This window comes from Streptomyces sp. NPDC037401, from assembly GCF_055602345.1.
On sequence record NZ_JBVJWO010000003.1, the window covers coordinates 279961 to 303727 of the forward strand.

At 74.5% G+C, this 23767-nt stretch carries 23 protein-coding genes; 10 read left to right on the plus strand and 13 right to left on the minus strand.

Features of this window, described 5'->3' with window-relative positions; translation table 11 throughout:
• Positions 1–4: 4 nt before the first annotated feature.
• Positions 5–343 (minus strand): agmatine deiminase family protein, encoded by a 339-nt coding sequence (locus ACZ7H1_RS04065; protein ID WP_470783582.1) that lies wholly within the window; start codon positions 341–343, stop codon positions 5–7.
• Positions 344–516: 173 nt separating this feature from the next.
• Here ACZ7H1_RS04065 and ACZ7H1_RS04070 point away from each other — a divergent pair, with 173 nt between their 5' ends.
• Positions 517–1680: an agmatine deiminase family protein gene (locus ACZ7H1_RS04070; RefSeq protein ID WP_470783508.1), complete on the plus strand. Its 1164-nt coding sequence runs from the start codon at positions 517–519 to the stop codon at positions 1678–1680.
• A gap of 31 nt (positions 1681–1711) precedes the next feature.
• Here ACZ7H1_RS04070 and ACZ7H1_RS04075 read toward each other — a convergent pair whose 3' ends face one another.
• The 3 genes from ACZ7H1_RS04075 to ACZ7H1_RS04085 form a co-directional block, all read right to left on the minus strand.
• Positions 1712–2215: an SRPBCC family protein gene (locus ACZ7H1_RS04075; protein ID WP_470783509.1), complete on the minus strand. Its 504-nt coding sequence runs from the start codon at positions 2213–2215 to the stop codon at positions 1712–1714.
• 98 nt (positions 2216–2313) lie between these two features.
• The gene (locus tag ACZ7H1_RS04080) at positions 2314–3111 is read right to left on the minus strand and encodes an N-formylglutamate amidohydrolase (RefSeq protein WP_470783511.1); all 798 of its coding nucleotides are present in this window, start codon (positions 3109–3111) and stop codon (positions 2314–2316) included.
• A 584-nt stretch (positions 3112–3695) separates the two neighbouring features.
• Positions 3696–5876 (minus strand): FUSC family protein, encoded by a 2181-nt coding sequence (locus tag ACZ7H1_RS04085; RefSeq protein WP_470783513.1) that lies wholly within the window; start codon positions 5874–5876, stop codon positions 3696–3698.
• A 286-nt stretch (positions 5877–6162) separates the two neighbouring features.
• On the opposite strand from ACZ7H1_RS04085, the gene ACZ7H1_RS04090 reads away from it, so the two are divergent.
• Both ACZ7H1_RS04090 and ACZ7H1_RS04095 read left to right on the plus strand, forming a co-directional pair.
• Positions 6163–7887, plus strand: a complete 1725-nt coding sequence (locus ACZ7H1_RS04090; protein ID WP_470783514.1) for a glycosyltransferase family 2 protein — start codon at positions 6163–6165, stop codon at positions 7885–7887.
• Positions 7888–7901: 14 nt separating this feature from the next.
• Positions 7902–10943, plus strand: coding sequence for an SGNH hydrolase domain-containing protein (locus ACZ7H1_RS04095; RefSeq protein ID WP_470783516.1), 3042 nt, complete (start codon positions 7902–7904; stop codon positions 10941–10943).
• A gap of 73 nt (positions 10944–11016) precedes the next feature.
• Here the strand turns inward: ACZ7H1_RS04095 and ACZ7H1_RS04100 are convergent, their stop codons facing one another.
• The 3 genes from ACZ7H1_RS04100 to ACZ7H1_RS04110 form a co-directional block, all read right to left on the minus strand.
• Entirely contained in the window at positions 11017–12738 is a 1722-nt protein-coding gene (locus ACZ7H1_RS04100; protein ID WP_470783518.1) for an acyl-CoA dehydrogenase family protein, read from the minus strand.
• 93 nt (positions 12739–12831) lie between these two features.
• Positions 12832–13398: a PadR family transcriptional regulator gene (locus ACZ7H1_RS04105; protein WP_470783519.1), complete on the minus strand. Its 567-nt coding sequence runs from the start codon at positions 13396–13398 to the stop codon at positions 12832–12834.
• 12 nt (positions 13399–13410) lie between these two features.
• Positions 13411–13545 (minus strand): hypothetical protein, encoded by a 135-nt coding sequence (locus ACZ7H1_RS04110; RefSeq protein WP_470783521.1) that lies wholly within the window; start codon positions 13543–13545, stop codon positions 13411–13413.
• Between the two features lie 267 nt (positions 13546–13812).
• On the opposite strand from ACZ7H1_RS04110, the gene ACZ7H1_RS04115 reads away from it, so the two are divergent.
• Positions 13813–13953 carry a hypothetical protein gene (locus ACZ7H1_RS04115; RefSeq protein WP_470783523.1) on the plus strand — a complete coding sequence of 47 codons (141 nt, stop codon included), beginning with the start codon at positions 13813–13815 and terminating at the stop codon, positions 13951–13953.
• 72 nt (positions 13954–14025) lie between these two features.
• On the opposite strand, the gene ACZ7H1_RS04120 is transcribed toward ACZ7H1_RS04115, so the two are convergent.
• Positions 14026–15234 (minus strand): MFS transporter, encoded by a 1209-nt coding sequence (locus ACZ7H1_RS04120; RefSeq protein WP_470783525.1) that lies wholly within the window; start codon positions 15232–15234, stop codon positions 14026–14028.
• A 61-nt stretch (positions 15235–15295) separates the two neighbouring features.
• Here ACZ7H1_RS04120 and ACZ7H1_RS04125 point away from each other — a divergent pair, with 61 nt between their 5' ends.
• The 5 genes from ACZ7H1_RS04125 (at position 15296) to ACZ7H1_RS04145 (ending at position 19005) form a co-directional block, all read left to right on the plus strand.
• A complete protein-coding gene (locus tag ACZ7H1_RS04125) occupies positions 15296–16285 on the plus strand; it encodes an ArsR family transcriptional regulator (RefSeq protein WP_470783527.1) in 990 nt (329 codons plus the stop codon).
• Positions 16286–16407: 122 nt separating this feature from the next.
• Positions 16408–17166 carry a HemK2/MTQ2 family protein methyltransferase gene (locus ACZ7H1_RS04130; protein WP_470783528.1) on the plus strand — a complete coding sequence of 253 codons (759 nt, stop codon included), beginning with the start codon at positions 16408–16410 and terminating at the stop codon, positions 17164–17166.
• Positions 17150–17464 (plus strand): CDGSH iron-sulfur domain-containing protein, encoded by a 315-nt coding sequence (locus tag ACZ7H1_RS04135; protein ID WP_470783530.1) that lies wholly within the window; start codon positions 17150–17152, stop codon positions 17462–17464. Before ACZ7H1_RS04130 ends, ACZ7H1_RS04135 begins: the two co-directional genes overlap by 17 nt.
• Positions 17461–18501, plus strand: a complete 1041-nt coding sequence (locus ACZ7H1_RS04140; protein ID WP_470783532.1) for an iron-containing redox enzyme family protein — start codon at positions 17461–17463, stop codon at positions 18499–18501. Before ACZ7H1_RS04135 ends, ACZ7H1_RS04140 begins: the two co-directional genes overlap by 4 nt.
• Before the next feature lie 54 nt (positions 18502–18555).
• On the plus strand, positions 18556–19005 hold the full coding sequence (locus tag ACZ7H1_RS04145; RefSeq protein WP_470783533.1) for an SRPBCC family protein: 450 nt from the start codon (positions 18556–18558) through the stop codon (positions 19003–19005).
• A gap of 68 nt (positions 19006–19073) precedes the next feature.
• Here ACZ7H1_RS04145 and ACZ7H1_RS04150 read toward each other — a convergent pair whose 3' ends face one another.
• The gene (locus ACZ7H1_RS04150) at positions 19074–20189 is read right to left on the minus strand and encodes a glutamate--cysteine ligase (RefSeq protein WP_470783534.1); all 1116 of its coding nucleotides are present in this window, start codon (positions 20187–20189) and stop codon (positions 19074–19076) included.
• Between the two features lie 59 nt (positions 20190–20248).
• On the opposite strand from ACZ7H1_RS04150, the gene ACZ7H1_RS04155 reads away from it, so the two are divergent.
• On the plus strand, positions 20249–21118 hold the full coding sequence (locus ACZ7H1_RS04155; RefSeq protein WP_470783536.1) for a ribonuclease BN: 870 nt from the start codon (positions 20249–20251) through the stop codon (positions 21116–21118).
• 2 nt (positions 21119–21120) lie between these two features.
• On the opposite strand, the gene ACZ7H1_RS04160 is transcribed toward ACZ7H1_RS04155, so the two are convergent.
• The 4 genes from ACZ7H1_RS04160 to ACZ7H1_RS04175 all read right to left on the minus strand — a co-directional run bounded on the left by ACZ7H1_RS04160 (position 21121) and on the right by ACZ7H1_RS04175 (position 23758).
• Positions 21121–21792 (minus strand): HAD family hydrolase, encoded by a 672-nt coding sequence (locus ACZ7H1_RS04160; RefSeq protein WP_470783538.1) that lies wholly within the window; start codon positions 21790–21792, stop codon positions 21121–21123.
• A 10-nt stretch (positions 21793–21802) separates the two neighbouring features.
• A complete protein-coding gene (locus ACZ7H1_RS04165; RefSeq protein WP_470783540.1) occupies positions 21803–22768 on the minus strand; it encodes a TIGR03557 family F420-dependent LLM class oxidoreductase in 966 nt (321 codons plus the stop codon).
• Positions 22769–22882: 114 nt separating this feature from the next.
• Complete coding sequence (locus tag ACZ7H1_RS04170; RefSeq protein ID WP_470783542.1) at positions 22883–23245, minus strand: PRC-barrel domain-containing protein; 363 nt, start codon at positions 23243–23245, stop codon at positions 22883–22885.
• Between the two features lie 156 nt (positions 23246–23401).
• Positions 23402–23758 carry a zinc ribbon domain-containing protein YjdM gene (locus tag ACZ7H1_RS04175; RefSeq protein WP_470783544.1) on the minus strand — a complete coding sequence of 119 codons (357 nt, stop codon included), beginning with the start codon at positions 23756–23758 and terminating at the stop codon, positions 23402–23404.
• Positions 23759–23767 lie beyond the last annotated feature (9 nt).

Here is a 23767-nt window from a genome sequence, read left to right on the forward strand (position 1 = left end):
GGCATCAGAGGGCCGGCGGGACGGCCGGGTGCGACTGGGGGGCGCAGTGGATGCAGCCGCCGGCGGCGATGCCGTCGATGCCGACCCGGACCACGCGCCGGTCGGGGTAGGCGGCCTGGAGGGTGGCGTGGGCCAGACCGTCCGCGTACGCGTCGCCGAACTGCGGCATGACGACGGCGCCGTTCGCCGTGTAGCAGTTGGTGTAGCCGGACGGGAAGTCCGCTCCCCCGCCGCGGATGCGACGGCGGTCCGGTACGGGGAGTTCGGTGATCGCGAGGCGGCGGCCGCGGGCGTCGGTGGCGCTCTCCAGGGCCCGCTTCCTCGCGGTTGACTGAATTTCCAGTCAGTGCCAGAGTGGCGACACGTGGCCGTACCACTTCTTCGTGCGTACCGGCCGTTCGCGGGGTTCAGCGCGCACCGTGGTGGTGGAAGCCCGGGGCCGTCGGCCCGTGCCGCGCCTCCCGCGCCCGCCCTGGCCGGATGCACTCGTCCCGCCAGTCCACGATCGGAGTTCCCGTGTCGAACCTGCCTCCCACCCGCCGGACCGCCCTGCGCACGCTCGCCGGGCTCGGCGCCGTCGCGCTCGGCGCCACGGCCTGCGGCCCCTCCGACACCGCCGTGCGCTCCAGCGCCCCCGTCGGCTCCTCCCTCCGGGCGTCCACGGGTCCCGAGCGCCGCCTGGGCGCGGAGTGGGAGAGCCACACCCGCACGTTCATGTCCTGGCCGGCGCTGTCCTCGGTCTGGGAGGAGGACCTGCCGTACGTCCGCGAGGACATCGCGCGGATCGCGCGGGCGATCGGGGAGTACGAGGCGGTCGTCATGATGGCCCGGCCCTCCCAGGTGAACGCCGCCCAGCGGGCCTGCGGCTCCCAGGTCGAGGTCATCCCGCTGGCCGTGGACGACCTCTGGGCCCGCGACACCGTCCCGGTCTTCGTCGAGGAGGGCGGCAAGGTGGTCGGTGTCGACTTCAACTTCAACGGCTGGGGCGACAAGCAGGAGCACACGAACGACGGCAAGGTCGGCCGCACCCTGCTCCGGGAGTACCGGATCCCCCGGGTCCAGGCCCCGCTGGTCGCCGAGGGCGGCTCCTTCGAGCCGGACGGCGAGGGCACCCTGCTGATCACGGAGAGCTCGATCGTCAACGACAACCGCAACCGGGGCAAGAGCCGGGACGCGATCGAGGCGGAGCTCAAGCAGACCCTCGGCATCGAGAAGGTCATCTGGCTGGCCGGCGTACGCGGGGAGGACATCACCGACGCCCACGTGGACAGCCTCGTACGCTTCGCCGCCCCCGGTGTGGTCCTGCTGGACCGCGCGCACCCGAGCACCCCGGCGGACTCCTGGTCCCGGTCGGCCGACCAGGCGAAGTCCGTGCTGTCGAAGGCGACGGACGCCCGCGGCCGCCGCTTCGAGGTCATCGACCTGCCGCAGCCCGACCTGAACAGGATCACGGGCGAGGGCGACGACTTCGTGTCGACGTACGCCAACTTCTACATCGCCAACGACGCCGTGTTCATGCCCCGCTTCGGCGACCGCAAGGCCGACGACCGCGCCCGCGGCATCCTGCAGGAGCACTTCCCCGACCGGGACATCGTGCCGGTCGGGATCGACACGATCGCCTCGGGCGGCGGCGGCATCCACTGCTCGACCCACGACCAGCCCGGCAAGCCCGCCGTCTGACCCCTCGGGCACCGTGGACGCACCGGCGTGATCAGGCCGGTTCCAGGGCCTTCTTCAGGTTGCGCAGGGTGGTGCGGATGTTCCTGCGCTGGAAATCGGCGAAGGTGTGCCCGCCCGTCGCGACCCGGTCGAAGGCGTGGGCCACGGCGTCCGGCCAGGCGCGGCGGTCGTCGGTCCACGTCTCGGTCACCCGGGTGCCCTCCGGGACCGGCTCGAAGCGGTACTCCCAGGTGGCGATGGGGCCGGGTATCCGCGGACGCCGGATCCCGATGGCGTGCACCCGGAACCGGAACAGCCGGTCCGTCTCGGCCGCCGTCACGGTGCACCGGGTGGTCCAGCGGAAGGCCCCGCGCTTGTTCCGCCCGTCGAAGACCATCCCGGGGCGGGTCTCGCCGCCGCTGCCCGCGCGGACCGTGGCGCCGAGGTTCTCGGGGCTCCACTCGCCCATCCGGGCGGGATCGGAGACGTGCCGGTAGACGTCGGCGGGACTGACGTGGACGACGATGCTGTCGGACACGGTGAACGTACGAGGCATGGCTCTCCCCTTCTCGGCGGCCGACGCTACCGCCCCGGCCCACCCCGTGGCTACCTCCCGGTAACTTCTGGTCGGGCCGGGCGGGGAGGGGCGCGGGACTACGCGAGCAGGCCGTCGACGAGTTCCGCCAGGGCCGCCGCCAGGGTGACGAGGCCGGGTCCGGCGGGGCCGCCCGGCCCGGACATGTAGACGTCCCGGCGGATCTCCACCATCAGCGCGCCGACGCGGTCGTCCTTGCCGTAGTGCTCCAGCGGCACGTACGTACCGGCGAAGGGGCTGTCGAGCCCCGTGCCGCCGAAGCCCGCGAACGCCTTCTCGGCCGCGGCGCGGAGGCCGGCCGGGGTGTGGAAGGCGTCCGTGCCCAGGCAGACCGGCGGTCGCGGGCCGGCGCCGTGCAGTTCGTACGGGAGGGGCTGCGCCGGGTACGAGTGGACGTCGATGATCACGGCCCGTCCGACGGCCTCCAGCCGGTCCTCCACGGCCCGCGTCATGGCGTCCGCGTACGGGTGGAAGTAGCGCTCGATCAGCGGCCGGCCGTCGAAGCCGTCCGGCCGCAGGCGCTCGCGGTGCGTGGTGCGCGTGTACACCGCGCCCATGCCCACGGCCAGCATCTCCTCGCGCTCGTCGGGGAAGCGCTCGGGGTCGACGACGAGACGCGAGAGGCCGTTGACGAACCGCCACGGCGTGAGCGCCGCCCGCGCCGCGGCCTCCGCGGCGATGTCCGCGGTGAAGGAGTCGGTGATGTGGTCCAGCTCCTCTCCGAGCGCCCGGTCGTCCAGCACGATGCCGCTGCGGACGGACTCCGGTATGAGGCGCGAGGAGTGCGGCACGTGCAGGATCACCGGCGACGCGCCGGCGCCGGGCAGCAGTCGGAAGGACTCGGGCGAGTGGTTCACGGGTGGTTCCTCCACGGGACGGGACCGCGCTCGGTGACGAACGCCGGTGCGGGCATGGCCCTCCCATCCTCCCCCGCGTCCTCCCCGCGGGCGGGTCCGGCGGAACCCGTCGGCGCGACGCGCGGGGGCGGTGTGCCAGAGGGGTGAACCTTCGAACAGGCCGACGGGTACGGGGCCCGGCCGGGTCCGGCTGGGGGCATAACGGATTTCCTCCGGCGGGACCGGAGCACCGGTGGGCGTATCCATGTCAACGCGCCGTCCACCGGCTTCACTTCCGCGACTGCCGGTTCGTATGAATCGTGCATACGGAAATTCGAGCGAATCGGTTTTCCGGAGCCGGCACCCCAACAGCGGGTGATTGCCGGGCCAGTTCGGCATCTGCACGATGAACCCGGTCGTCGCCGACAGGTTGCCGGGCTCACCCGCACACCACCCGAAGGGATGCTCCGTCCTGCCCGCATTCCCCCGTTCCGTGCATCCCGGGCGCCGGCGCCGCCCTGCCGGCCGGCTGCACCGCCCACGCGGAGGGCCGGACGGAGATCGACGCCTGCCCGCCCGGCAGCGCGGGCTGCCTTGCCCGGCCGTCAGGACCGCCCCGGGCCCGTGCCCGCGATCCGTTCCAGGTCCGCAGACAGGGACGCGAGCCAGCCGGCGGCGGCGTAGTAGGCGCCCGGCGCCCCGGCCGGATCGGTCTCCGCCACGTCGGGGCGGCCCGCCGGTGCCGGCGGCACCTGCGGGGCGTCCCCGGTCGGGTCCAGCGCGGCGGACAGCAGCAGCATCCGCCCCGCCACCCGGTCCCCGGACCGGGTCACCGCGGCCGCCACCGCAGGCTCCAGCGGCGGTACGGTGACGGGCACCGCCGGGCCCCGGGCCGGAACGGGCGCCGCCAGGACCCGTTCCGCGCCCCACAGCGTGTGGTGCCCGGCCAGCAGCACCGCCTGCCAGTCGACCGCCGGCGGCATCCGGGCGCCCGGTTCGCTCTGGAGCTGCGCGAACGCCGACTCGGCCAGGACCAGCGAGTGCCGCAGCGCCCCGTACGTCGGCGGCGCGCCCGGATCCCGTACGCCGCCGGCCGCGATCACCGCGGCCGTGGCGACCACGGCCTCGGCGGCGGACCTCAGCAGCACCGCGCCCGAGCGCCGCACCTCGTCCTGTGCGCCCCGCGGCCAGGCCAGCAGCCCGAACACCGCGCCGATCGCGCTGCCGATCAGCACGTCCAGCAGCCGGACCTCGGCCAGCCGCCAGGTGGCCGGTGCCAGCTGGGCGAAGACCAGGGCGACCACCAGCGCGAACAGCGCCTGCGACCAGCCGACGCCCTTCACCGGCCCCACCGTGAACGTGAGCAGCATCAGCGGCGGCATCACGGCGGCGTACACCGTGGCGTCCGTCCCGACCAGGGCGAGCACCCCCGCCGTGCACAGGGCGCCTATGAGCGTGCCCACCAGCGCCTGGCGGATTCCGGTCCGCGTCGCGCCCAGGGTCGTACGGGTCAGCGTCAGCGTCGCCAGCATCGCCCAGAAGCCGTGGGGCAGGGTGGCCAGACCGGCGACGGCCCGGGCGGCGGCCAGCGCCAGGCTGATCCGCACCGCGTTCTGGAAGAAGACAGACCTGCTCCCCGCGTGCCCCACCAGCCGCCGCCACCACAGCTGCGGCGCCCGCATCCGCACGTACCAGAACCGGCCGATGGGGAGGCCGGGGCCGGCCGCCCTCCCCCGTACGGCGATCTCCGCGGCCGCCGCCAGCGCCCGCGCGGCGTCGGCCAGCTCGATCAGGGCCGCGCGGCGCCGGAGCGCCGCCGGGCCGGTGTGCGCGGTCGGCGCGGCGGCCATCCGGGCACGCTCGCGGGCCGCTCCGGAGTCCGGCACCCCGGCTCCGGGCTCCCCGCGCAGCAGCGCGGCGCTGTCCGCCGCGGACCGGCCGACGGCGTGCAGCAGGTCCAGGGCCGCGGCCGTGGGCTCGCGGCCCGGCGGTACGGCGGGCAGCCGCGCCAGCCGGTTCAGCAGGGTGCGTCCGGCCAGCCCGGTGTGGGCCAGCCCGCGGGAGCGGACCCCGGGCCCGGCGGGGCGCTCCGCCTCCGGAACCGTGGAGGGCCGCAAGGTCTCGGCGGCCGTCCGCGCGGCGTCCGCCGTGGCGGCGGACAGCGCGAACGGCGCCCGGGCCAGCTCCCCGGCGCACTGCCCGGCGGTGACCGCGGCGCGGGCGGCGAGCTCGCGGTACGGCACGGTCGGCGGATCGGGGAAGAGGAACGTCTCGGCGAGGATCAGCAGCAGGATCCCGGTGGTGGTCCCGGTCAGCCGCTCGTCCAGGGTGTCCGGAGCGTACGGCGGGAAGGACGGGAGGATGTAGAGCAGCTGGAGTCCCGGGGCCGCGCCGGCCGGGCGGGGCCCGCCGACGGCGACGAAGCCCAGCGCGAAGCCGATGACCAGCATCCCGGCCACCGCGGTCCAGGTCCGTACGGCCAGGAAGGTGCCCACGACGACCAGCAGCCAGGCCGCCGGCAGCAGCCGCAGCAGCACGGCGGCCCGCTGCCGCCCGGTCCCCGGGATGCGCGAGAGCCCGGCCAGTGAGACCGCGGCGAAGAGGGCGTAGGTGGCGGCGACCGGCTGCCCGAACCCGTACAGGAACAAGTAGAACGCGGCCCCGGCGGCCAGCGTGACCCGCAGGGAGCGGCGGGCCGCTCCCGCGTACGCGGCGTACGGCCGGGGACCGCTCACCGGGCCGGGGCGAGTGGTGCCCGCACCGCCGCCGGCACCGTTGGCACCCATGCCACCAGGATCGGCCACCCGCCGCGCCCCGGCACCCCCGCGACCGCCCCGCGCACCCCGTTGGGCCCGGCTTTCACATGCTGTTCATCCGCGCGTGACCTGCGCCTTTCCGGACCGGCCGGTGCTGTCGGTCGGATGGGCACGTCCGATAGGTCTGGACCAATCGAGTCGCGCCAATCCCGTGTCTCATTCCGTCCGCCGGCCTCCTCTTGCGCAAATGGTCTATACCTCTGGCGCTAGGGTGGGCCACCTGAAACGGGGCACGTACGCAGCCGTGGGGGGCTTCATGACCGTTCATCACTTACCTCAACCACCGTCCGACGAGGAGCTCTACTGGTATTTCGGCCCGCAACGCCGCTGGGTCCTGGTCAGCACCTCGCTCGCCTTCGTGTTCACGGCGGCGACCATGTTCACCTTCGCGCTGCGGACGCCGGCCCTGTGGGCCTTCCTCGCCGTCCTCGGCCTCAACGTCGCGGCCCTCGCGCTCTCCTCCGTCAACAGCCTGCGCCAGCGCCGGCTGACCCGGCAGTCGCACGAGGTGCTCCTCCACGCCTGGCGGCCGGGCCGGCTGCCGGGCGTCGACCTCTACCTGCCGACCTGCGGCGAACCGCTCCCCGTCCTCGCCAACGCCTACCGCGCGGTCGCGGCCGTCGACTGGCCCGGCGCGCTGACCGTCTGGGTCCTGGACGACGCCGACCGGCCCGAAGTCGCCGCGCTCGCGGCCTCGTACGGCTACGAGTACGTCGTACGCCCCGACCGCGGGCACCTGAAGAAGGCCGGGAACCTCAACCACGCACTCACGCTCAGCAGCGCCGAGTTCATCGCGATCCTCGACGCGGACTTCGCGCCCAGGCCGGACTTCCTGCACCACCTCGTGCCGTACCTGGCCGACCCCGCCGTCGGCATCGTGCAGAGCCCGCAGTGCTTCGACACCGACGAGACCATGGGCTGGATCCAGCGCGCCGCCGGCTCCGCGCAGGAGTGGTTCTTCCGCTGGATCCAGCCGTCCCGGGACGCGAGCGACGCCGCGATCTGCTGTGGCAGCAACGCCGTGTACCGGCGCAGCGCGATCGACCTGGCCGGCGGCTTCGCCCGGCTCGACCACAGCGAGGACCTGTACACCGGGCTCGCCCTCCACGCGCAGGGGTTCCGCACCCTGTACGTGCCGGTGCTGGTCGCCAAGGGCACCTCGCCCGACGAGGTCACGTCCTTCGTCAACCAGCAGTACCGCTGGGCCATGGGCAACCTCCACCTGCTCGGCACCCCCGTGCTGCGGCGGATGCGCGCGCCCTGGCGGATGCGGCTGTGCTTCTACGAGGGCATCGTCGGCTACCTCACCACGGCGGTGAACACCTTCGCGGCGCCGCTCCCGCCGCTGGTGATGCTGTTCTGGTACCCGGACGACATCCGGCCCTGGCACGTGCTGCCGCTGCTCGCCCCGCTGTGGCTCTGGCACGTGCTGCTGCCGCGGATCAGCCGCACCCGCTGGCGGGTGGAGGTGATCCGGGCGAACGTCCTGACCAGCGTGGCCGCGGCCACCGCGTTCCTGCACACGCTGCGGGGCCGCAGCGCCGCCTGGGTGCCCACCGGCACGCGCAGCGCCGCGGCCCGGGGCGGGATGGCCCGCCGGGTCGTGGCCGTCTCGCTGGTCTGGCTCGTCCTGTCCAACGGCGCCGCCGCCGCGGGCCTCGCGCTGGCCGTGGCCCGCAACGGCTGGGAGCCCAACTGGGGGCTGCTCCTCTACCTCGCGGTGCAGTGCCAGATCAACGTCCCGCTGATCCGGGACCTCGCGGCCGAGCTGCGCCCGGACGCCCGCGCAGCCGCCGGCACCCGGCACGCCGCGCAGCCGGTCGTCCGCCTGCTGCACGCCCGGCTGCGGGCCGTACTGCGCTCGCGCACCGGCATGCTGCCCCGCCGCTGGCCCGAGACCCTCGCCGCCTCCGCGCTCCTCCTGCTCACCGGCCTGCTGGCGTCCGGGTGGGTCAACCCGATGCTTCCCTGGCTGAGTTGAAAGGCCCCGTCACCATGCCGTTCCCCGTGGCTCCCGGCCTGCGACCCCGCCGGCGGCGCACCGCACCGCCGCCCGCGCCGCCCGCATCCCGCCCGCGCTCCGGCGGCGAGTCCGGACCCAGCCCGCACCGGTCCGCCTTCCGGCCCGACATCGAGGGCCTGCGGGCGGTCGCCGTCCTCGCGGTCCTCGCCTTCCACGCCGGTATCCCCGGCGCGCAGGGCGGCTTCGTCGGCGTGGACGTCTTCTTCGTCATCTCCGGCTACCTGATCACCGGTCTGCTGGTCCGGGAGGCCGTCACCACCGGCCGGATCCGGCTCGCGGACTTCTTCTCCCGGCGCGCCCGGCGGCTGCTGCCCTCCGCCGCCGTGGTGCTCGCCGCGGTGGCGGTGGCCGGAGCCTGGCTGACCGTACCGCTGCGCCGCGCCGACCTCGAGTACGACGTCGTCGCGGCAGCCCTCTCCCTCGCCAACTGGCGGTTCGTCTCGCAGCAGACCGACTACCTCGCCGCCGGCCACGAGCAGAGCCCGCTGCTGCACTTCTGGTCCCTCGCCGTCGAGGAGCAGTTCTACCTGTTCTGGGGCCCGCTGCTGGCCGTGATGGTCCTCTGCACCACCAGAGCCGTACGCCGGGGCCGGGCCGTGCGCTCCGCGGTGGCGCTGCTCACCGCGCTGCTGGCCCTGGGGTCGTTCGCCCTGTCGCTGCACTGGACGGACCGCTCCGCCTCGCTCGCGTACCTCGGAACGCCCGCCCGCGTCTGGCAGTTCGGCGCCGGTGCGCTGCTCGCCCTGCTGCCCTGGCACCTGATGCGCGGGCCGCGGCCGCTGCGGCTGCTGTGCGGCTGGGCGGGGGCCGCGGCGATCGGCTGGTGCGTGGTGTCGTACGACTCCTCGACGCCGTACCCCGGTTATGCGGCGCTCGTGCCGACGCTGGCCACCGCCGCCGTCATCCTGGCCGCGATACCCGGCCGCGGGGAGCGGGACGTCCAGGGGGCGGCGTACGGAGTCGGGCGGCTGCTGGCCGCGCGGGCGCCCCGGGCGGTGGGGCGGCTGTCCTACAACCTGTACCTGTGGCACTGGCCTGTGCTCGTCCTCGCCGAGGCCCGGTTCGGCACGCTCGGCTGGCCCGCCAGGACCGCGCTCACGCTGGCGGCCGTCCTGCCCGCGCTCGCCACCCTGCGCTGGGTCGAACAGCCGTTGCGGCGCAGCCGTACGGTCTCCGAACTCCCGCGGCGCGGGCTGTCGGTGGGCGTCTCGGCGGTCGTGCTGCCGGTCGTGCTCGCGCTGGTCATGGGCACCACGACCCTGCACCTGCTGGGCCCGGCCACCCCGGTCGACCTGAAGGGCCTGCCGCCGGGCGCCGCGTCGGGTCCCACCCTGCTCGCCCGGACCGCCGGTGCCCCGCTCGCGGGCGGTCCGGTGGTGCCGGGGCCCGCGCAGGCACGCAAGGACTTCCCGCCGGACGGGGCCTGCCAGGTCGCCCCGGCCGTGACCCGCAGCCCCGGCTGCCTGTTCGGCGCGGTCGGCAGCGCTGACCGGATCGTGCTCCTCGGCGACTCGCACGCCGGGCAGTGGTTCTCCCCGATGCTGGCGCTCGCCGCGCGCCGGGGCTGGGCGCTCCAGGAACTGGTCAAGCAGGGCTGCCCGCTGCCGCAGCTGACGGTGGACAACCCCCAGCTCGGCCGGGCCTACCGGGAGTGCGACACCTGGCGGGCGAACACCCTCGAGCGGCTGCGGCAGCAGCCGAAGCCGCGCCTGATCGTGATCTCCTCGCTCAACCGCTACACCTCCGACCCCGGGCGTCTGGCCGAGGGCTGGGAGAGGACGCTGGAGCCGCTGCGGGCCCTCGGGGCGCCGATCGTCTACATCGAGGACACCCCCGTGCCGGGTACGGACATCCCGGCGTGCGTGTCCGGCAGCCCCGGGTCCCCGGACGACTGCGCGTTCAGCCGGGCGGACTCCCGGCAGCCCGACCCGCTGGCGCGGCGGATCGCGTCCGGTGCCCTGCCGGGCGTACGGAGCATCAGCGTGAACCCGGTCCTGTGCCCGGGGAACGGCCCGACCTGCCCGGCCGTACTCGACCGGATCCTGCTCTACCGGGACGACGCCCACCTGACCAACGTGGCCGCCGTCGTGCTGACCGCCCGGCTGGAGCGCCTGCTCACGCAGACCGGCGCGCTCCCCGCCCCGGGCGGGTCCGCGACTTCGGGGCCGGACGGGTCCACGACGCCGGGGCCGGACGGGTGGACCCGGCTGCTGCGGGACGACTTCGACGGCCCGGCGGGCAGCCGCCCCTCCGCCGACCGCTGGATCCACGACGTCGGCACCTGCTATCCGGGCTGCCCGGCGCCGCAGTGGGGCACGGGCGAGATCGAGACGATGACCGACTCGACCGACAACGTCCGCCTCGACGGCAAGGGCGCACTGGAGATCGTCCCCACCCGCAAGGACGGCAAGTGGAGTTCGGGGCGGATCGAGACCCGTCGCTCCGACTTCGCGCCGCCGCCCGGCGGGGTCCTGCGCATCGAGGCGTCGATCGCCCTGCCGGACGTGACCGGGGCGAAGGCGGCGGGCTACTGGCCGGCGTTCTGGACCCTGGGGGCGCCGCTGCGCGACGGGTACACCGGCTGGCCGGGCGTCGGGGAGCTCGACGTCATGGAGTCCGTCAACGGGCGGGACACCGTCTTCGGCTCCATGCACTGCGGCGTCCTGGAAGGCGGCCCGTGCCGGGAGCCCGTGGGCCTGACCTCCGGCCCGCAGCCGTGCTCCGGCTGCCGTACGGACTTCCACACGTACGCCGTGGAGGTAGACCGCTCCCCCGGCGCGGAAGAGGTGCGCTGGTACCTGGACGGCCGCGTGTACCACCGGGTGGGCGCCGACCGGATGGACGCCGGGACCTGGAAGCGGGCCGTGGACCACGGGCTGTTCCTGATCCTCAACGTCGCCGTCGGGGGCAAGCTCCCGCTCGCCGACGGGGCGACCGCGGGCCCGGCCACCGAACCCGGCCATCCGATGCGGGTCGACCACGTCACCGTCTCGGCCCGGCCGGCAGCCCGGTAGCGGGTACCCCGGGAAGGACGGCCGCGCGGCCGCCGGCTGCCCGCAGGTGCGGGCGGCCGGCGGCCGGGGGCGGTTACGGCGCCATCTCGTACGCACCGGACAGCCCCTCGACGCGCTCCCAGACGCGGGCCGAGCGGGCCTCGTCGACGACCGGGCGGCGGACCGCGCCGAGCGCCCAGGCCTGCTGCTGCTCCGTGGCGGAGTCCTTGCCGTGCAGTTCCACCGCGTGCGCGGAGAAGTCGCGGACCAGGACGGCGAACAGCTCGTCCAGCACGTCCTCGTCGAGGCCGGTCAGGCGGGCCTGCTCCAGGATCAGCTGGCCGTGGACGACGAGCGCGAACAGCTGGCCGACGGCGAGGAGGAGGTCGAGGTCGCGGCTCTGCTCCTCGTCGGGGGCGGCGGTGGCGACGAACTCGCACAGCGCGTCGGCCTGTTCCCGGAAGCGGGCGACGTTCGGCACCGCTGCGTACGCGTCGTAGGCGGGGCGCCAGTCGTGGAAGCGTACGGAACCGAGGCCGCGGGCCGGGCCCTGGCGGAAGAGGAAGTCGTCGTCGGCCGCGTCGAGGCGGGTCGGCACGGGGGCGTAGCCGGCCGGTTCCAGCAGGTGGTTGCGCATGAACTTGAGGATCAGGGCGAGGTTGACGTGGACCGTGCCCTCGAGCTTCGGCAGGCCGCGGATCTCGACGGCGGCCTGGGCGAAGTAGGTGTCCTTCTCGAAGCCCTTGGCGGCGATGACGTCCCACATCAGGTCGATGACCTTCTCGCCCTCCGTGGTCACCTTCATCTTCGTCATCGGGTTGAAGAGCAGGTAGCGGCGGTCCTCGGGGCCGGCCGAGCGGAAGTAGTCCACGGCCCGGTCGCTGAACAGCTTCATGCCGACGAGGCGGACGTACGCGTCGGCCAGCTCCCGGCGCACGTGCGGGAAGGCGGTGACGGGGCGGCCGTAGAGGATGCGGTTCTGCGCGTGGGTGACGGCCTCGTACATCGCGTGCTCGCAGATGCCGATCGAGGCGGTGCAGAGGTTGAACTTGCCGACGTTGACGGTGTTGAGGGCGGCGTCGAAGGCGGCGCGGCCGGTGTGCAGGACGTCCTCGGCGGCGACGGGGTAGTTCTCCAGGCGGAACTCACTGACGTACTTCGAGGAGTCCACGACGTTCTGCACGACGTGGTAGGCCGGGTGGCGGCTGTCGGCCGCGAAGAAGACGTACCCGTCCGGGCCCTCGACGTCGGTGCGGCGGCCGAAGACGGAGACGAGTCCGGCGGCGTTGCCGTTGCCGATGTAGTACTTGGAGCCGCCCGCCAGGAAGCCGCCGTTGCCGTCGGGCTCCAGCAGCATGTCGGTGGAGTAGATGTCCGCGCCGTGGGTCCGCTCGGACAGGCCGAAGGCGAAGACCTCGCCCTGGGAGAGGAGTTCGGCCGCACGGCTGCGCGCGGCGGCGTTGTCGCTCTGCCAGACCGGGCCGAGACCGAGGATGGTCACCTGCCAGGCGTACCAGTAGTCGAGGCCGTAGAAGCCGAAGATCTCGTTGAGGGCGGCGATGCGGGCGGTGTCCCAGCGCTTGTCGGCCTCCTGCCCGGCGGCGGATGCCGGGGTGAGGAAGGTGGCGAACAGGCCCTCCTTGGCGGCGAACGCGAGGAAGTCGCCGAGCCAGGCGCGGGAGCGGTAGTCCTCGATCAGCCGGCGCTTGCCGCGGTCCTCGAACCAGTCGACGGTGGCGCGCAGCAGCCTGCGGGTCTCGGGGTCGAAGTGGGCGGGGTCGTACGTGCGCGGGTTGAACAGCAGGGCGTCGGCCATGAGGGTTCGCCTTCCTGAGGATGCGGTGACAGCTTGCGGTCGGGTGCGGTCGGGGTCCGGCAAGGCCGGACGGGAGGTGCGGTCCGGGTGCGTTCAGGTGCGCGGGGAGCGCTCGCCGAGCCGGCGGAGGGTGGCGAGGACGTCGTCGAGCCAGGCGATCGTCATGCGTTCGTACGCGATGCCGCCGCGCAGCACGACGTGCTGGAGCTCCCGGCCCGCGTCGAGCGGTGCGGGCGCGCCGGGTCCGGTGAAGTCGCGCAGTTCCCCGGCGAGGTAGTGCGCGAGGCGGTCGCTGTGCACCTGGTGGTGGCGTTCGACCTCGTGGATCAGTGCGGCCGGGTCGTCGAAGGCCGCGCCGCGGATCTTGACGGCGAGGTCGTGGCGCAGGCTCTCGGGCTCGATCGGCTCATGGAGCCACCGGGCGAGGGCGGTGCGGCCGGGGCCGGCGACGGAGTACTCCTTCTTGTCCGGCCGGCCCTGCTGCGGCACCTCGAGGGCGGCGAGCAGGCCGTCGCTCTCCATGCGCTTGAGCACGCGGTAGATCTGCTGGTGGGTGGCGGTCCAGAAGTAGCCGATGGACCGCTCGAACCGCCGGGCCAGCTCGTAGCCGGAGCCGGGCTTCTCCAGCAGGGAGACGAGGATCGCGTGTTCGAGAGCCATGCCCCGATCCTTCTATGCAACTCGTTGCATAGACAAGCGGCGGCAGCCGGGTGAGACGCGGCTCACCCGGAAATTGGCCACGTACGCGTCGTGCACGTCGGCGTTCTCGTACTTCAGCAGCGCTTCGTCGTTGTGGGTGAGCGCCATGCCCGTGAAGGTGTGGCTGCCCAAAGACGATCTTCTGGTTCGGCAGGCCCTTGTACGAGCCCTCGACGAGCATGTACTTGGAGTGGGTGGCGGTACCCGCGGCGCCGGTGACGGGGTCGCGGCGGCCGCCGTTGTCGAGCCGGCGCAGCGAGATCTTGCCGAGCTTCGTCTTCCGGGTGAGCCAGTACGCCGTCTCGCGGTGCTCGCCGGGTGCTTCGTGGTCGGCGAGGCGGCCGGCCGTCCACCGGGTTGTCGACCGTGCTCAGGATGTTGACGATCACGTCCATCTCGCTGCGCGGGAAGAAGTACGCCTTGGCCGGGGCGGCCTCCGCGTCGACCTGGTGGTTGCCGGTCCGCAGGGACCCGGCGGGGACGGCGGCCTGCGATGCCGCCATCGTGTCGAAGTAGGCGCTGTAGCCGGTGTGCAGCGCGGTGTTCCCCACGACGGTCATGGCGTCGTTCCAGCCGTATGGGAGCACCCTACGACCCCCTCACCTGCGGCTTCACCGCGCACACGGGCCCGCTGCACCCGCGGGCCCGGCGCAGGCCGGGAGCGAGGAGGAGGGTCGCGGCCACCGAGAGCGCGGCCGTCAGCGCCATGCCGCGGGCGGGCGAGGCGAGTTCGGCCAGCAGGCCTCCCAGCAGGGCGCCCACCCCTTGGAAGGTCAGCATGCCGCAGGTGTGCAGCCCCAGAGCGTGCCCGGCGAGGTCCTCGGGGGTGAGCGCCAGCAGGCGGTCGAGCAGCAGCAGGCCGCCGGCGTAGCCGAGCCCGGCCACCACGACCGCCGCCAGCGCGGCCGGCAGCGGCGGACGGAACGCGAAGAGGAGGTAGGGGGCGGCGAGCAGCAGGCCGAGCGGGACGACCAGCCGGGCCCGCAGCCGGGCCGGCAGGAAGCGGCTGGCGACGGTGTCCCCGATGAGCATGCCCACGGCTCCGCCGGCGAAGAGGAGGCCCGCGTGCCCGGCGGCGTACGGGACGTACAGCGACTCGGCGCCGACGATCAGTCCGCTGGGCACCCACAGGGCCAGGAGCACGCCCCGGCGAGGTGCCGAGGCCCACAGGCGGCGGTTGTCGCGCCAGGTCCCGCGGACCGACATCCCACCGGCCGCCCGCGGCTGCCGCCGGGTCAGTCCGAGGCGGGCCGCGCCGGCGGCGGCACCGTACAGCAGGGCGCCCGCGGCCAGCGTGCCGCGGGGCGAGAGGAGGGGCACCAGCACCCCGCCCAGCGCGAAGCCGGCGGTCTGGACGACGCCCGTGGACATGTTGAGGACGGACCGGCCGAGCACGTAGCCGTCCCGGGTCAGGATCTGGTTCAGCAGCCCGTCACGCACCCCTCCGGTGAGGGACCCGGCGGTCCCCAGGCAGGCGAGCACGGCGAAGACGGCCCACACGGGCAGGCCGGGAACGGCCTGGACGGCGGTCCCGGACCCGAAGACCAGCGCGAGTCCGGTCAGGGCGGCGCGCGGCGGCAGCCGGTCCGCCCCGGACAGCAGCATGGCCGCGCCGGCCACGTGCGCGAGCGCGGGTCCGGACAGGGCCAGGGCGGCCAGCAGGGGCGAGCCGGTCCGGTCGAAGACGAGGGTGCCGAGCGCGAGGGCGCTGACGGTCTGGGCGGCGGAGTGGGCCGCGGATGCCAGGAAGAGCGGTGTGAACTCCCGGGTCGCGAAGAGTCGTCGATACGAACGCATGCCGGGCAGTCTTCGGGAGATGATCGGCCGGACGTACTGTTTCGCAGGGAGGCGAAACCCCGTGAGCTGGTGGGAGGTCGACACGGACACCCTGGCGACGAGCCGTTTCGTCACCTCGCGCCTCGCCGAGACCACGGCCGCCCTCAAGGCCCTGCAGCGCGGGAGCGCCGCGCACCCCGGTGAGCGCCGGTGGCTGGAGGCGCATCTCGGCGCGTACCGGGAGAGGCTCGCGGGCGACCCGGTCACGGCGGCTCTCGTACGGGCCGCCCTGCGGCGCACCTGGAACGCCACCTTTCTGACGCCGCCGCCGTGCGCGGAGGACGACCGTGCCTTCGGGGACGAACTGGCCGCCGTCCGGTGCACGCCTGCCGGGGCGGCCCGCGCCGACCTCGCCGAGGCCCTGGGCGGCCCGCTGCCCGCCGCGCTGTGCCGCGACGACCTGCCGGAGCGCGCCGCCGACCTGCTGGAATGGGTGTGGAGGACGACCGTGCTGCCCGACTGGGCCCGCCGCCGGCACGTCATCGAGGCCGATGTCGTGTCCCGGACGGCGCAGTTGAGCCGGGGCGGCTGGGCCGCGGCCCTCGACGGCATGCGCCCCGGGATGCGCTGGCTCGGCGCCCACCGGCTGCAGGTCACCGCCCGGGACGCGCCGCCGCTGCGGCTCGCGGGTGTCCGGCTGGTGTTCGTACCCGTGACACCGAGCCAGACGTGGGTGTGCTGGGACCCGCGGCCGGCCGCCGGGACGCGCGGCCGGAGGTACGCGGTGGTCTACCCCTGCTCGGGGGCCCTCGCGGAGGCGGACGGGGACCCCGTACCGGAGGCGCTGGGCGCCCTCCTCGGCACCGCGCGGGCGAGGATCCTGGTGCTCGCGGGCTCCCCGAAGAGCACCACCCAACTGGTGGCCCTGACCGGCCTGCCGCTCGGCTCGGTGGGCCGCCACCTCAGGGTCCTGCTCGAGGCCCGGCTCGTGCGGCGCCGGCGGTCGGGCCGGTCCGTGCTCTACTACCGCACCGCCGCGGGGGACGGGCTCGTGGCCGCGCAGCACCCCTGACCACGCCGCGCGCACCGCCGCCGATCGGCGAAGGGCGGTGCGTTTGCGCTGGTCAGGGGGTGCGGCGCCGATGGAACGGGGCGATTCCGTGCACGGCGCGCGATCCCGGGTAGGCGCAGCACATGATCACCTCCCGCGCCCGGCACGGCACCCCCGCGACCCGCCGCGGGGACGCTTGCGACCTGGAGGACCCCGTGCCCCTCACGCCCCCGACCCACACGACGCTTCCCACACCGCTGCTCGCACCGCCCGGCGTCTACCGCCCCCAGGCCGACACCCTGCTGCTGGCCGACGCCGTCTCCCGCGAGCCGCTGGGACCGCGTTCGGACGTCCTGGAGATCGGGACGGGCTCCGGTGCGCTGGCGCTGCACGCCGCAGCCCGGGGTGCGAGGGTCACCGCGGTCGACGTCGCCTGGCCCGCGGTGCTCGCGGCGCGCGTGAACGCGTGGCGGCAGCGGCTGCCGGTGCGCGTCCTGCACGGCGACTTCGCCGCCCGTACGCAGGGGCTGCGCTTCGACCTGGTCCTGGCCAACCCCCCGTACGTCCCCTCTCCCCGCGCACGCCTGCCGTCGCACGGCCGGCGGCGGGCCTGGGACGCCGGTCCGGCCGGGCGGGGCGTGATCGACCGGATCTGCCGCCGGGCCCCGGCCCTGCTGCGCACGCGCGGGGTCCTGCTGATGGTGCACTCCGCGATGTCCGGGACCGATGCCACGGTGGAGCTGCTGGCGCGCGAGGGCCTCACCGCGCAGGTCACCGCGCGGGCCTCGGTGCCCTGGGGCCCGGTCCTGCGCTCCCGGCGGGCCTGGCTGCTGGGGCGGGGGCTGGCCGGCGACGGCGACGAGCAGGAGGAGCTGGTGGTCATCCGTGCCCAGTACGCCTGAGACCCGTACACGTGAGACCCGTACCCGTGAGACCCGCCCGCCCGACACGTGCGCGCCCGGGGGCCGTACCCCCGAGGCCCCCGGGACGTACCGGCGGGTGGCGGTGGAGCGCTCCGGTCCCGTCCTGGTCGAGGGCCCGGTCGAGATCGTGCTGGCCGACGGGAGCATCGCCCGCTCGGACCGGTTCGTGGTCGCCGTCTGCACGTGCCGCCGCAGCCGCACGTACCCGTGGTGCGACACCAGCCACCGCCCCCGCGCACCCGAGACCGCGCAGCCCGAGGACAGGAGCCCCCGGTGAACCCTTCCACCGCCACCGCCACGGCCGCCGCCACCGTCACGCCCCGGGGCCCGGAGCTCGTCCCCGGCCGCGGCGAGCTGTCCTCCGCCGTGGTGGACGCCCTGCGGACCGGCCGGCGCCCGGCGTACGCCGCCGGGTCCGTCCCGGCGGCGGATCCGTGGGGCGAGGACCTCCAGCTCGCCCTGTACCTGCTGTACGAACTCCACTACCGCGGCTTCGAAGGCGTCGACGACGCACGGGAATGGGATCCCGGCCTGCTGCGGCTGCGCCAGGCGCTGGAGGGCCGCTTCCTGGACGCCCTGCGCTCCTGTCCGGCCGACGGACCGCGGACCGTGGAGGAGGCGTTCGCCCCGCTGCTGACCGAACCCGTCAGCCCGAGCGGCAGCCTCAGCCACCGTCTGGAGACCGACGGCGAGCTGTGGCAGCTGCGCGAATACGCGGCGCTGCGCTCGCTGTACCACCTCAAGGAGGCGGACCCGCACGTCTGGGTCATCCCGCGTCTGACCGGCCGGGCCAAGGCCGCCATGGCGGCCATCGAGTACGACGAGTTCGGGGCCGGCCGGCCGGAGCGCATCCACTCCCGCCTCTACGCCGGCCTGATGACCGACCTCGGTCTGGACCCGGCGTACGGCAGGTACCTGGACCTTGCGCCCGCGGCCCTGCTGGCCACCGTGAACCTGATGTCGCTCCTCGGTCTCCACCGGGCCCTGCGCGGCGCGCTCGTCGGGCACTTCGCGTGTGTGGAGGTCACCTCGTCCCCGGGCTCCCGCCGCCTCGCCGCCGCCATGCGCCGCTGCGGCGCGGGGCCCGCGGCCGAGCACTTCTACGCCGAGCACGTCGAGGCCGACGCCGTCCACGAGCAGGTCGTACGCCGTGATGTCATCGGCGGTCTCCTCGCGGACGAGCCGCACCTGGAGCCCGACATCGCCTTCGGCTGTGCGGCGACCGTCCTCCTGGAGGACCGGCTCGCCGCCCGCATCGGGGCGGCCTGGGACGCGCAGCGCTCCGCGCTGCGGTCGCCCCTGCCCCCGCCGTGAGGTGCGGGAGCCGTCCCGCCCCGCAACGCCCGATCCGGCAGGAGGACACCTGTCATGGCCATCCGCAATCAGCTGATCCGCCGCCCGCCCCACGAGGTGTGGGCGGTCCTCTCCGATCCGAGACGCTACGGCGAGTGGGTGATGGGCCCGTCCTCGTCCGAACCCCTCGACGACACCTGGCCGCAGGTCGGGTCCCGGCTGCGGTACGTCGTCCGCCTGGGTGCGTGGTCGACGGACGGCGTCACCACCGTCCGGCACACCGACCCCGGGCGGGAGCTGGAACTGGAAGCGGTGTTCAAGAAGCTGGGGACCGCCCGGATCTTCGTCGAGCTGCGGCCCTGGGGCACGGAAACGCTGGTCGTCTGCGACGAGCACCCGCTGCGCGGCCCTGCCGGGACCTTCCACAACGCGGCGCTGGACGGCCTCCTCCAGCTACGGCACCGGGGCATGCTCGCCCGCCTGGCGGCCATCGTCGAAGAGGACGGACGGACGGCAGCCGCATGACCGGCGCCTGCCCGGGTGCACGCCCGGACACGGGCCCACGCCCGGGGACAGGGCCGCCGGGCGCGGGCTCAGCCCGGCCGCGCGACGGTGATCGCGCTGCAACCGGTGACCACGGCGGCGAGGTCGCCCTCGCTGCGCAGGAGCTCCCGCTGCCTTCGGGCGCCGTTGCCCCGGCGCAGGAGCGCGGCGATCCCGTCCTGGACCCGTTCGTGGTCGCCGTGGTCGACGAGCGCCTGGCGCACGTGCCCGCACAGGGCGCGGACGGCGTCCGCGGCGGAGGTCTCCCGCATCGTCCGGGGGTGCAGCAGCGGGCCGTCCAGCCCCGAGCGGCTCGCGCGCCACGAGGCCAGCCGCAGCAGGCCCGTGGCGATCCGGGCGGGCGGCTCGCCGTCCTGCCAGGCGCGCGCCGCGGTCTCGACGAGGCCGCGCACCAGGGCGGCCAGCAGGACGGGCGTCGACGCGTCGAGGCAGACGTCCGCGACCCGGACCTCCACCGTCGGGTACGCGGCCGACAGCCGGGCGTCGAAGTAGACCATGCCCTCGTCACGCAGCACGCCGGTGTCCACCATGGCGCGGACCTGTTGGTGGTACCGGTCGGCGGAGCCGAAGACCTCCGTGGCGCCGGCCGAGGGCCAGCGGTTCCACACCCGGCTGCGGTAGCTGGCGTACCCGGTGTCCTCGCCCTGCCAGAACGGCGAGTTCGCGCTCATCGCCGTCAGGACCGCCAGCCAGGGCCGGATCCGGTCCAGGACCGCGACGCCCTCCTCGTCCGACGCGACCGAGACGTGGACGTGGCAGCCGCACGTCAGCTGCTCCTGCGCGGTGAGTCCGAACTGCTCGCCCAGCCACTGGTACCGCGTGCCCGCGTTCAGCGAGGGATGGACGGGCAGCGGCGAGGTCGCGACGGCCACCACGGCGGCGCCGGCGGCCGCCGCGTGGCGGGCCGCCTCCCCGCGCCACCGGACGATCTCGTCCTGGAGCTCGCCCATCGCGGTCACGGGCTTCGTCGCGAACTCCAGCTGTTCCTTCTGCAGCTCCTTCTCGAAAGCGTGTGCGGCGCCGCCGTCGGGCCCCGTCCGGGAGAACCGGTGCGCCGCGGCCAGGACGGCACCCGACAGGGCCTGCGGCGCACCGGTGCGGGCGTCCACGAGCAGCAGTTCCTCTTCCACGCCTACGCTTCGCACGTCGCCCCTGTCGGTCTTGCGATCCCGTGTGCCACCCGCTCTTCTTCCCACCCTCGGCCATGCGGCGCGGCGCCGCCACGGCACGCGTTCCGCCGTCCGGGGAGCTGACCGTGTCCGGTCCGGCGGGGCGGCTGTGGGGGCGGATTCCCCGCGCCGTGCGCCGGGTGCGGGCCGGGCGTCGGTGGGGGCGGGTGCGGGACCTGGACCTGTGGCAGCGCTCGCTGGGCTTCGCCGCGCTCGGATTCCTGACGCTCGTGCCCCTGCTGATCGTGGTGTCCGCGGCGGATCCCGCGGGCGGGCCCGGGTTCGCGCGGTGGCTGGGCGACGGGCTGGGGGTGTCGGCAGAGGCCGGGCGGGAGATCGAGCGCCTGTTCGCACTCCCGGGGCGTGCGTGGCGCACGACGACGGCGTTCGGCCTCGCGCTGCTCGCGGTGTTCGGCCTGTCGTTCGGCACGATGCTGCAGAGCGGCTACGAGAAGGTCTGGGATCTGCCCCCGGGCCGCTGGCGGGCCGGATGGCGGCACGTGGTGTGGCTCGCCGTCCTGGTCGGCGTCCTCTACGTGTCGTCCGCGACCACGCCTGCGTGGCGCGAGTCCCCGGCGCGGGGGCTGGTCACGGCGGTCGGCGGCACGCTGTTCTTCTGGTGGTCGCAGCGCGTGCTGCTCGGCGGCCGGGTCGTGTGGGGCGCCCTGCTGCCCGGGGCGATGGCCACCGTGCTCGGGCTGCTCGGGCTGAGGGCGTTCTCGCGGCTGGTGTTCTCGCCCCTGATCGCCTCCGGCGCCGTCACGTACGGGCCGTTCGGCACGGTCCTCGTCATCCAGTCCTGGCTGGTCGGCGTGGGCGTCGTGGTGTTCGGGGGTGCGCTGGCCGGCAGGCTGCTGCACGACGAGCTGCCCGGCCCGGTGCGCCCGCCGGGGCGCGGCGGGTGACGTCACGGGGCGGTCACCGCGGCGAAGGGGCTCGTGGCGAGGCCGGCCAGGAGGTCGGCCGGGTCGCGGTAGACGGCGGCGGCGCCCGCCTCCTCCAGGTCCCGGCGGGGGATGCCGCCGCACAGGAGCCCGATGCAGGTCACGTCCGCGCGGGTGGCCGCCTCCATGTCCCACACGGTGTCCCCGACGAACACCGCCCGCGCGGCCGGCACCTGCGCGAGTCCCAGCGCGTGCCGTACGGGGTCGGGAGCGGGCTTGCCCTCCTCGACGTCTTCCGAGCTGGCGGTGCCGGTGATGGCGTCGTCGGCGTCGACGGCCCGGCGCAGGGCCTCGAGCTCGCGGTCGGTCGCCGAGGTGACGAGGAGGACCTTCCAGCCGTCGCCGGCCAGGGTGCGCAGCAGGTCGGCCGCCGAGTCCAGGGCCGGGAGCCGGTCGAAGTACGTGCCGTAGAGCGTGTCGTGGGCGGCGCTCATCCGGTCGTCCAAGCTGCGGTCGCGGTCCGTGCCGAGGAGGTGGTCCAGCAGGTCGTCGCCCGGCAGGCCGACGGACCGGTGGACGGCGTGCATCGGGACCAGGTGTCCGCCCTGGCGCAGGGCTTCCCACCAGGCGATCACGTGCAGGTGGTTGGTGTCGGCGAGGGTGCCGTCGACGTCGAAGAGCGCTGCCCGGTCCACGGCCGTCTCCTCACAGGGTGCTCAGGGCGGGGAGCAGTTTGGTCTCCGCCCAGTCCAGGAAGGGTTCCTGGTGACCGCCGCCGATCTGGACGAGGGCGACCTCGGTGAATCCGGCGTCCGTGAAGGCGCGTACGGCATCGGCGACGGCGTCCACGTCGTCGCCGCAGGGGACGGCGTCGGCTACGTCGGCGGGCCGGGTGTACCGGGTGGCCTCGGCGAAGCCCGCGGGGCCGGGGAGTTCGGCGTTGACCTCCCAGCCGCCGAGCGCCCAGCGGAACTGGTCGTGCGCCCGCGCCACAGCGGCCTCGCGGTCGGCGTCGTAGCAGAGGGGGACCTGCCCGATGCGGGGCTTGCCGGTGCCGCCTTGCGCGTCGAAGGCCGTCAGCAGCTCCCGCTCGGGCTCGGTGGCGATCAGCAGGTCGCCGTAGCGGCCCGCGATCTCGCACGAGCGGTCGCCGGACACGGCGATCCCGACCGGGGGCGGCACGTCGGGGAGGTCCCAGATCCTGGCGTTGTCGACGTCGAAGTACGGGCCGTGGTGGCTGACGTGGCCGACGGTGAGGAGGGAGCGGATGATGCCCACCGCCTCTTCGAGCATGTCGAGGCGGACGGGGGCCGCGGGCCAGCCGGCGCCGGCGATGTGCTCGTTCAGGTTCTCCCCGGACCCCAGGCCCAGCCGGAACCGCCCCTCGGACAGGAGCTGCATCGTGGCGGCCTTCTGCGCGATCACGGCGGGGTGGTAGCGGAACGTCGGGCAGGTCACGAACGTCATGAGGGGGATCCGGGAGGTGGCCTGCGCGGCCGCGCCCAGGACGCTCCACGCGTACGGGGCGTGACCCTGCGACTCCAGCCAGGGGAAGGAGTGGTCCGAGGTGACGGAGAAGTCGAATCCGGCCCGCTCCGCCCCCACCAGGTGGGCGACCAGCTCACGCGGTCCGGCCTGCTCGGTCATCATCGTGTATCCGATTTTCACCATAGGGGGCGCCTTGCCGCGATCGCCCGGGTGAAACCCCGCGCCGGGCGCCCTCGCGCCCGTGGCGCCGGACCCGTCGGGGAGTCCGGCGCCACGGGCGCGAGGGGGCGGGCGTCGTCACAGTCCGCCGCCGAAGGGGCCGCCGCCGTAGTACGTGCCCAGCCGGTCCCGGTATCCGGCGTCGCCGAGGTGCTTGTCCCGGTGGAATTCGGGCGCGTCCTTGATCTGGTCCTTGGTGCGGTTCACGTAGACCTTCTCGTCCTCCGTGTCGATGCGGGTCACCGTGCCCGCGGGGAGGAGGACTTCCTTGCCGAAGATCCAGACGCCGGTGTCGACGACGATGTACGCGTCACCGACTTCGTCGGAGTGCTTGTCGACCTTGCCGATACTGCCGTCCGTCGCCTCGACCTTGAAACCGGTCAGGTCGACGCCGGCCGGGCGGCCGGAACTCGCCGGGTAGTTCCACACATGCTCAGTCACGCGAAAACAACTCCTTCGGTGGCGGAAGCCGGGGCGCGTCGTGCCCGTGCCCGTCCGTCGTGGACGGCGGCTTCCCGCTGTGCCGTGTCGCGCACCTGCCCCGGTCGCGGCGGCTCATTCGCCCGGCGGGGCGCCGGAGGAGGAGGTGCCGTCCGGTCAGACCTTCCGGACCACGCTGGACTTGAGCTGCATCGGGCCGAAGCCCTCGATCTTGCAATCGATGTCGTGGCCGTCGACGCCGTCGACGAGGCGGATGTTGCGCACCTTGGTGCCCGCCTTGATGCCGCTCGGGCTGCCCTTGACCTTCAGGCCCTTCACGACGGTCACCGTGTCGCCGTCGGAGAGCACGTTCCCGACGGCGTCCTTGACGACGCGCTCCTCGGACGCACCGCCGGGCTCGGCGGAGGCGGGCGGCCACTCGTGCCCGCACTCGGGGCAGACGAGCAGCGCGCCCATCTCGTAGGCGAACGCGCCGGAGCATTCGGGACAGGGGGGCAAGGGGTTCTCGGTCACCTGCGGATT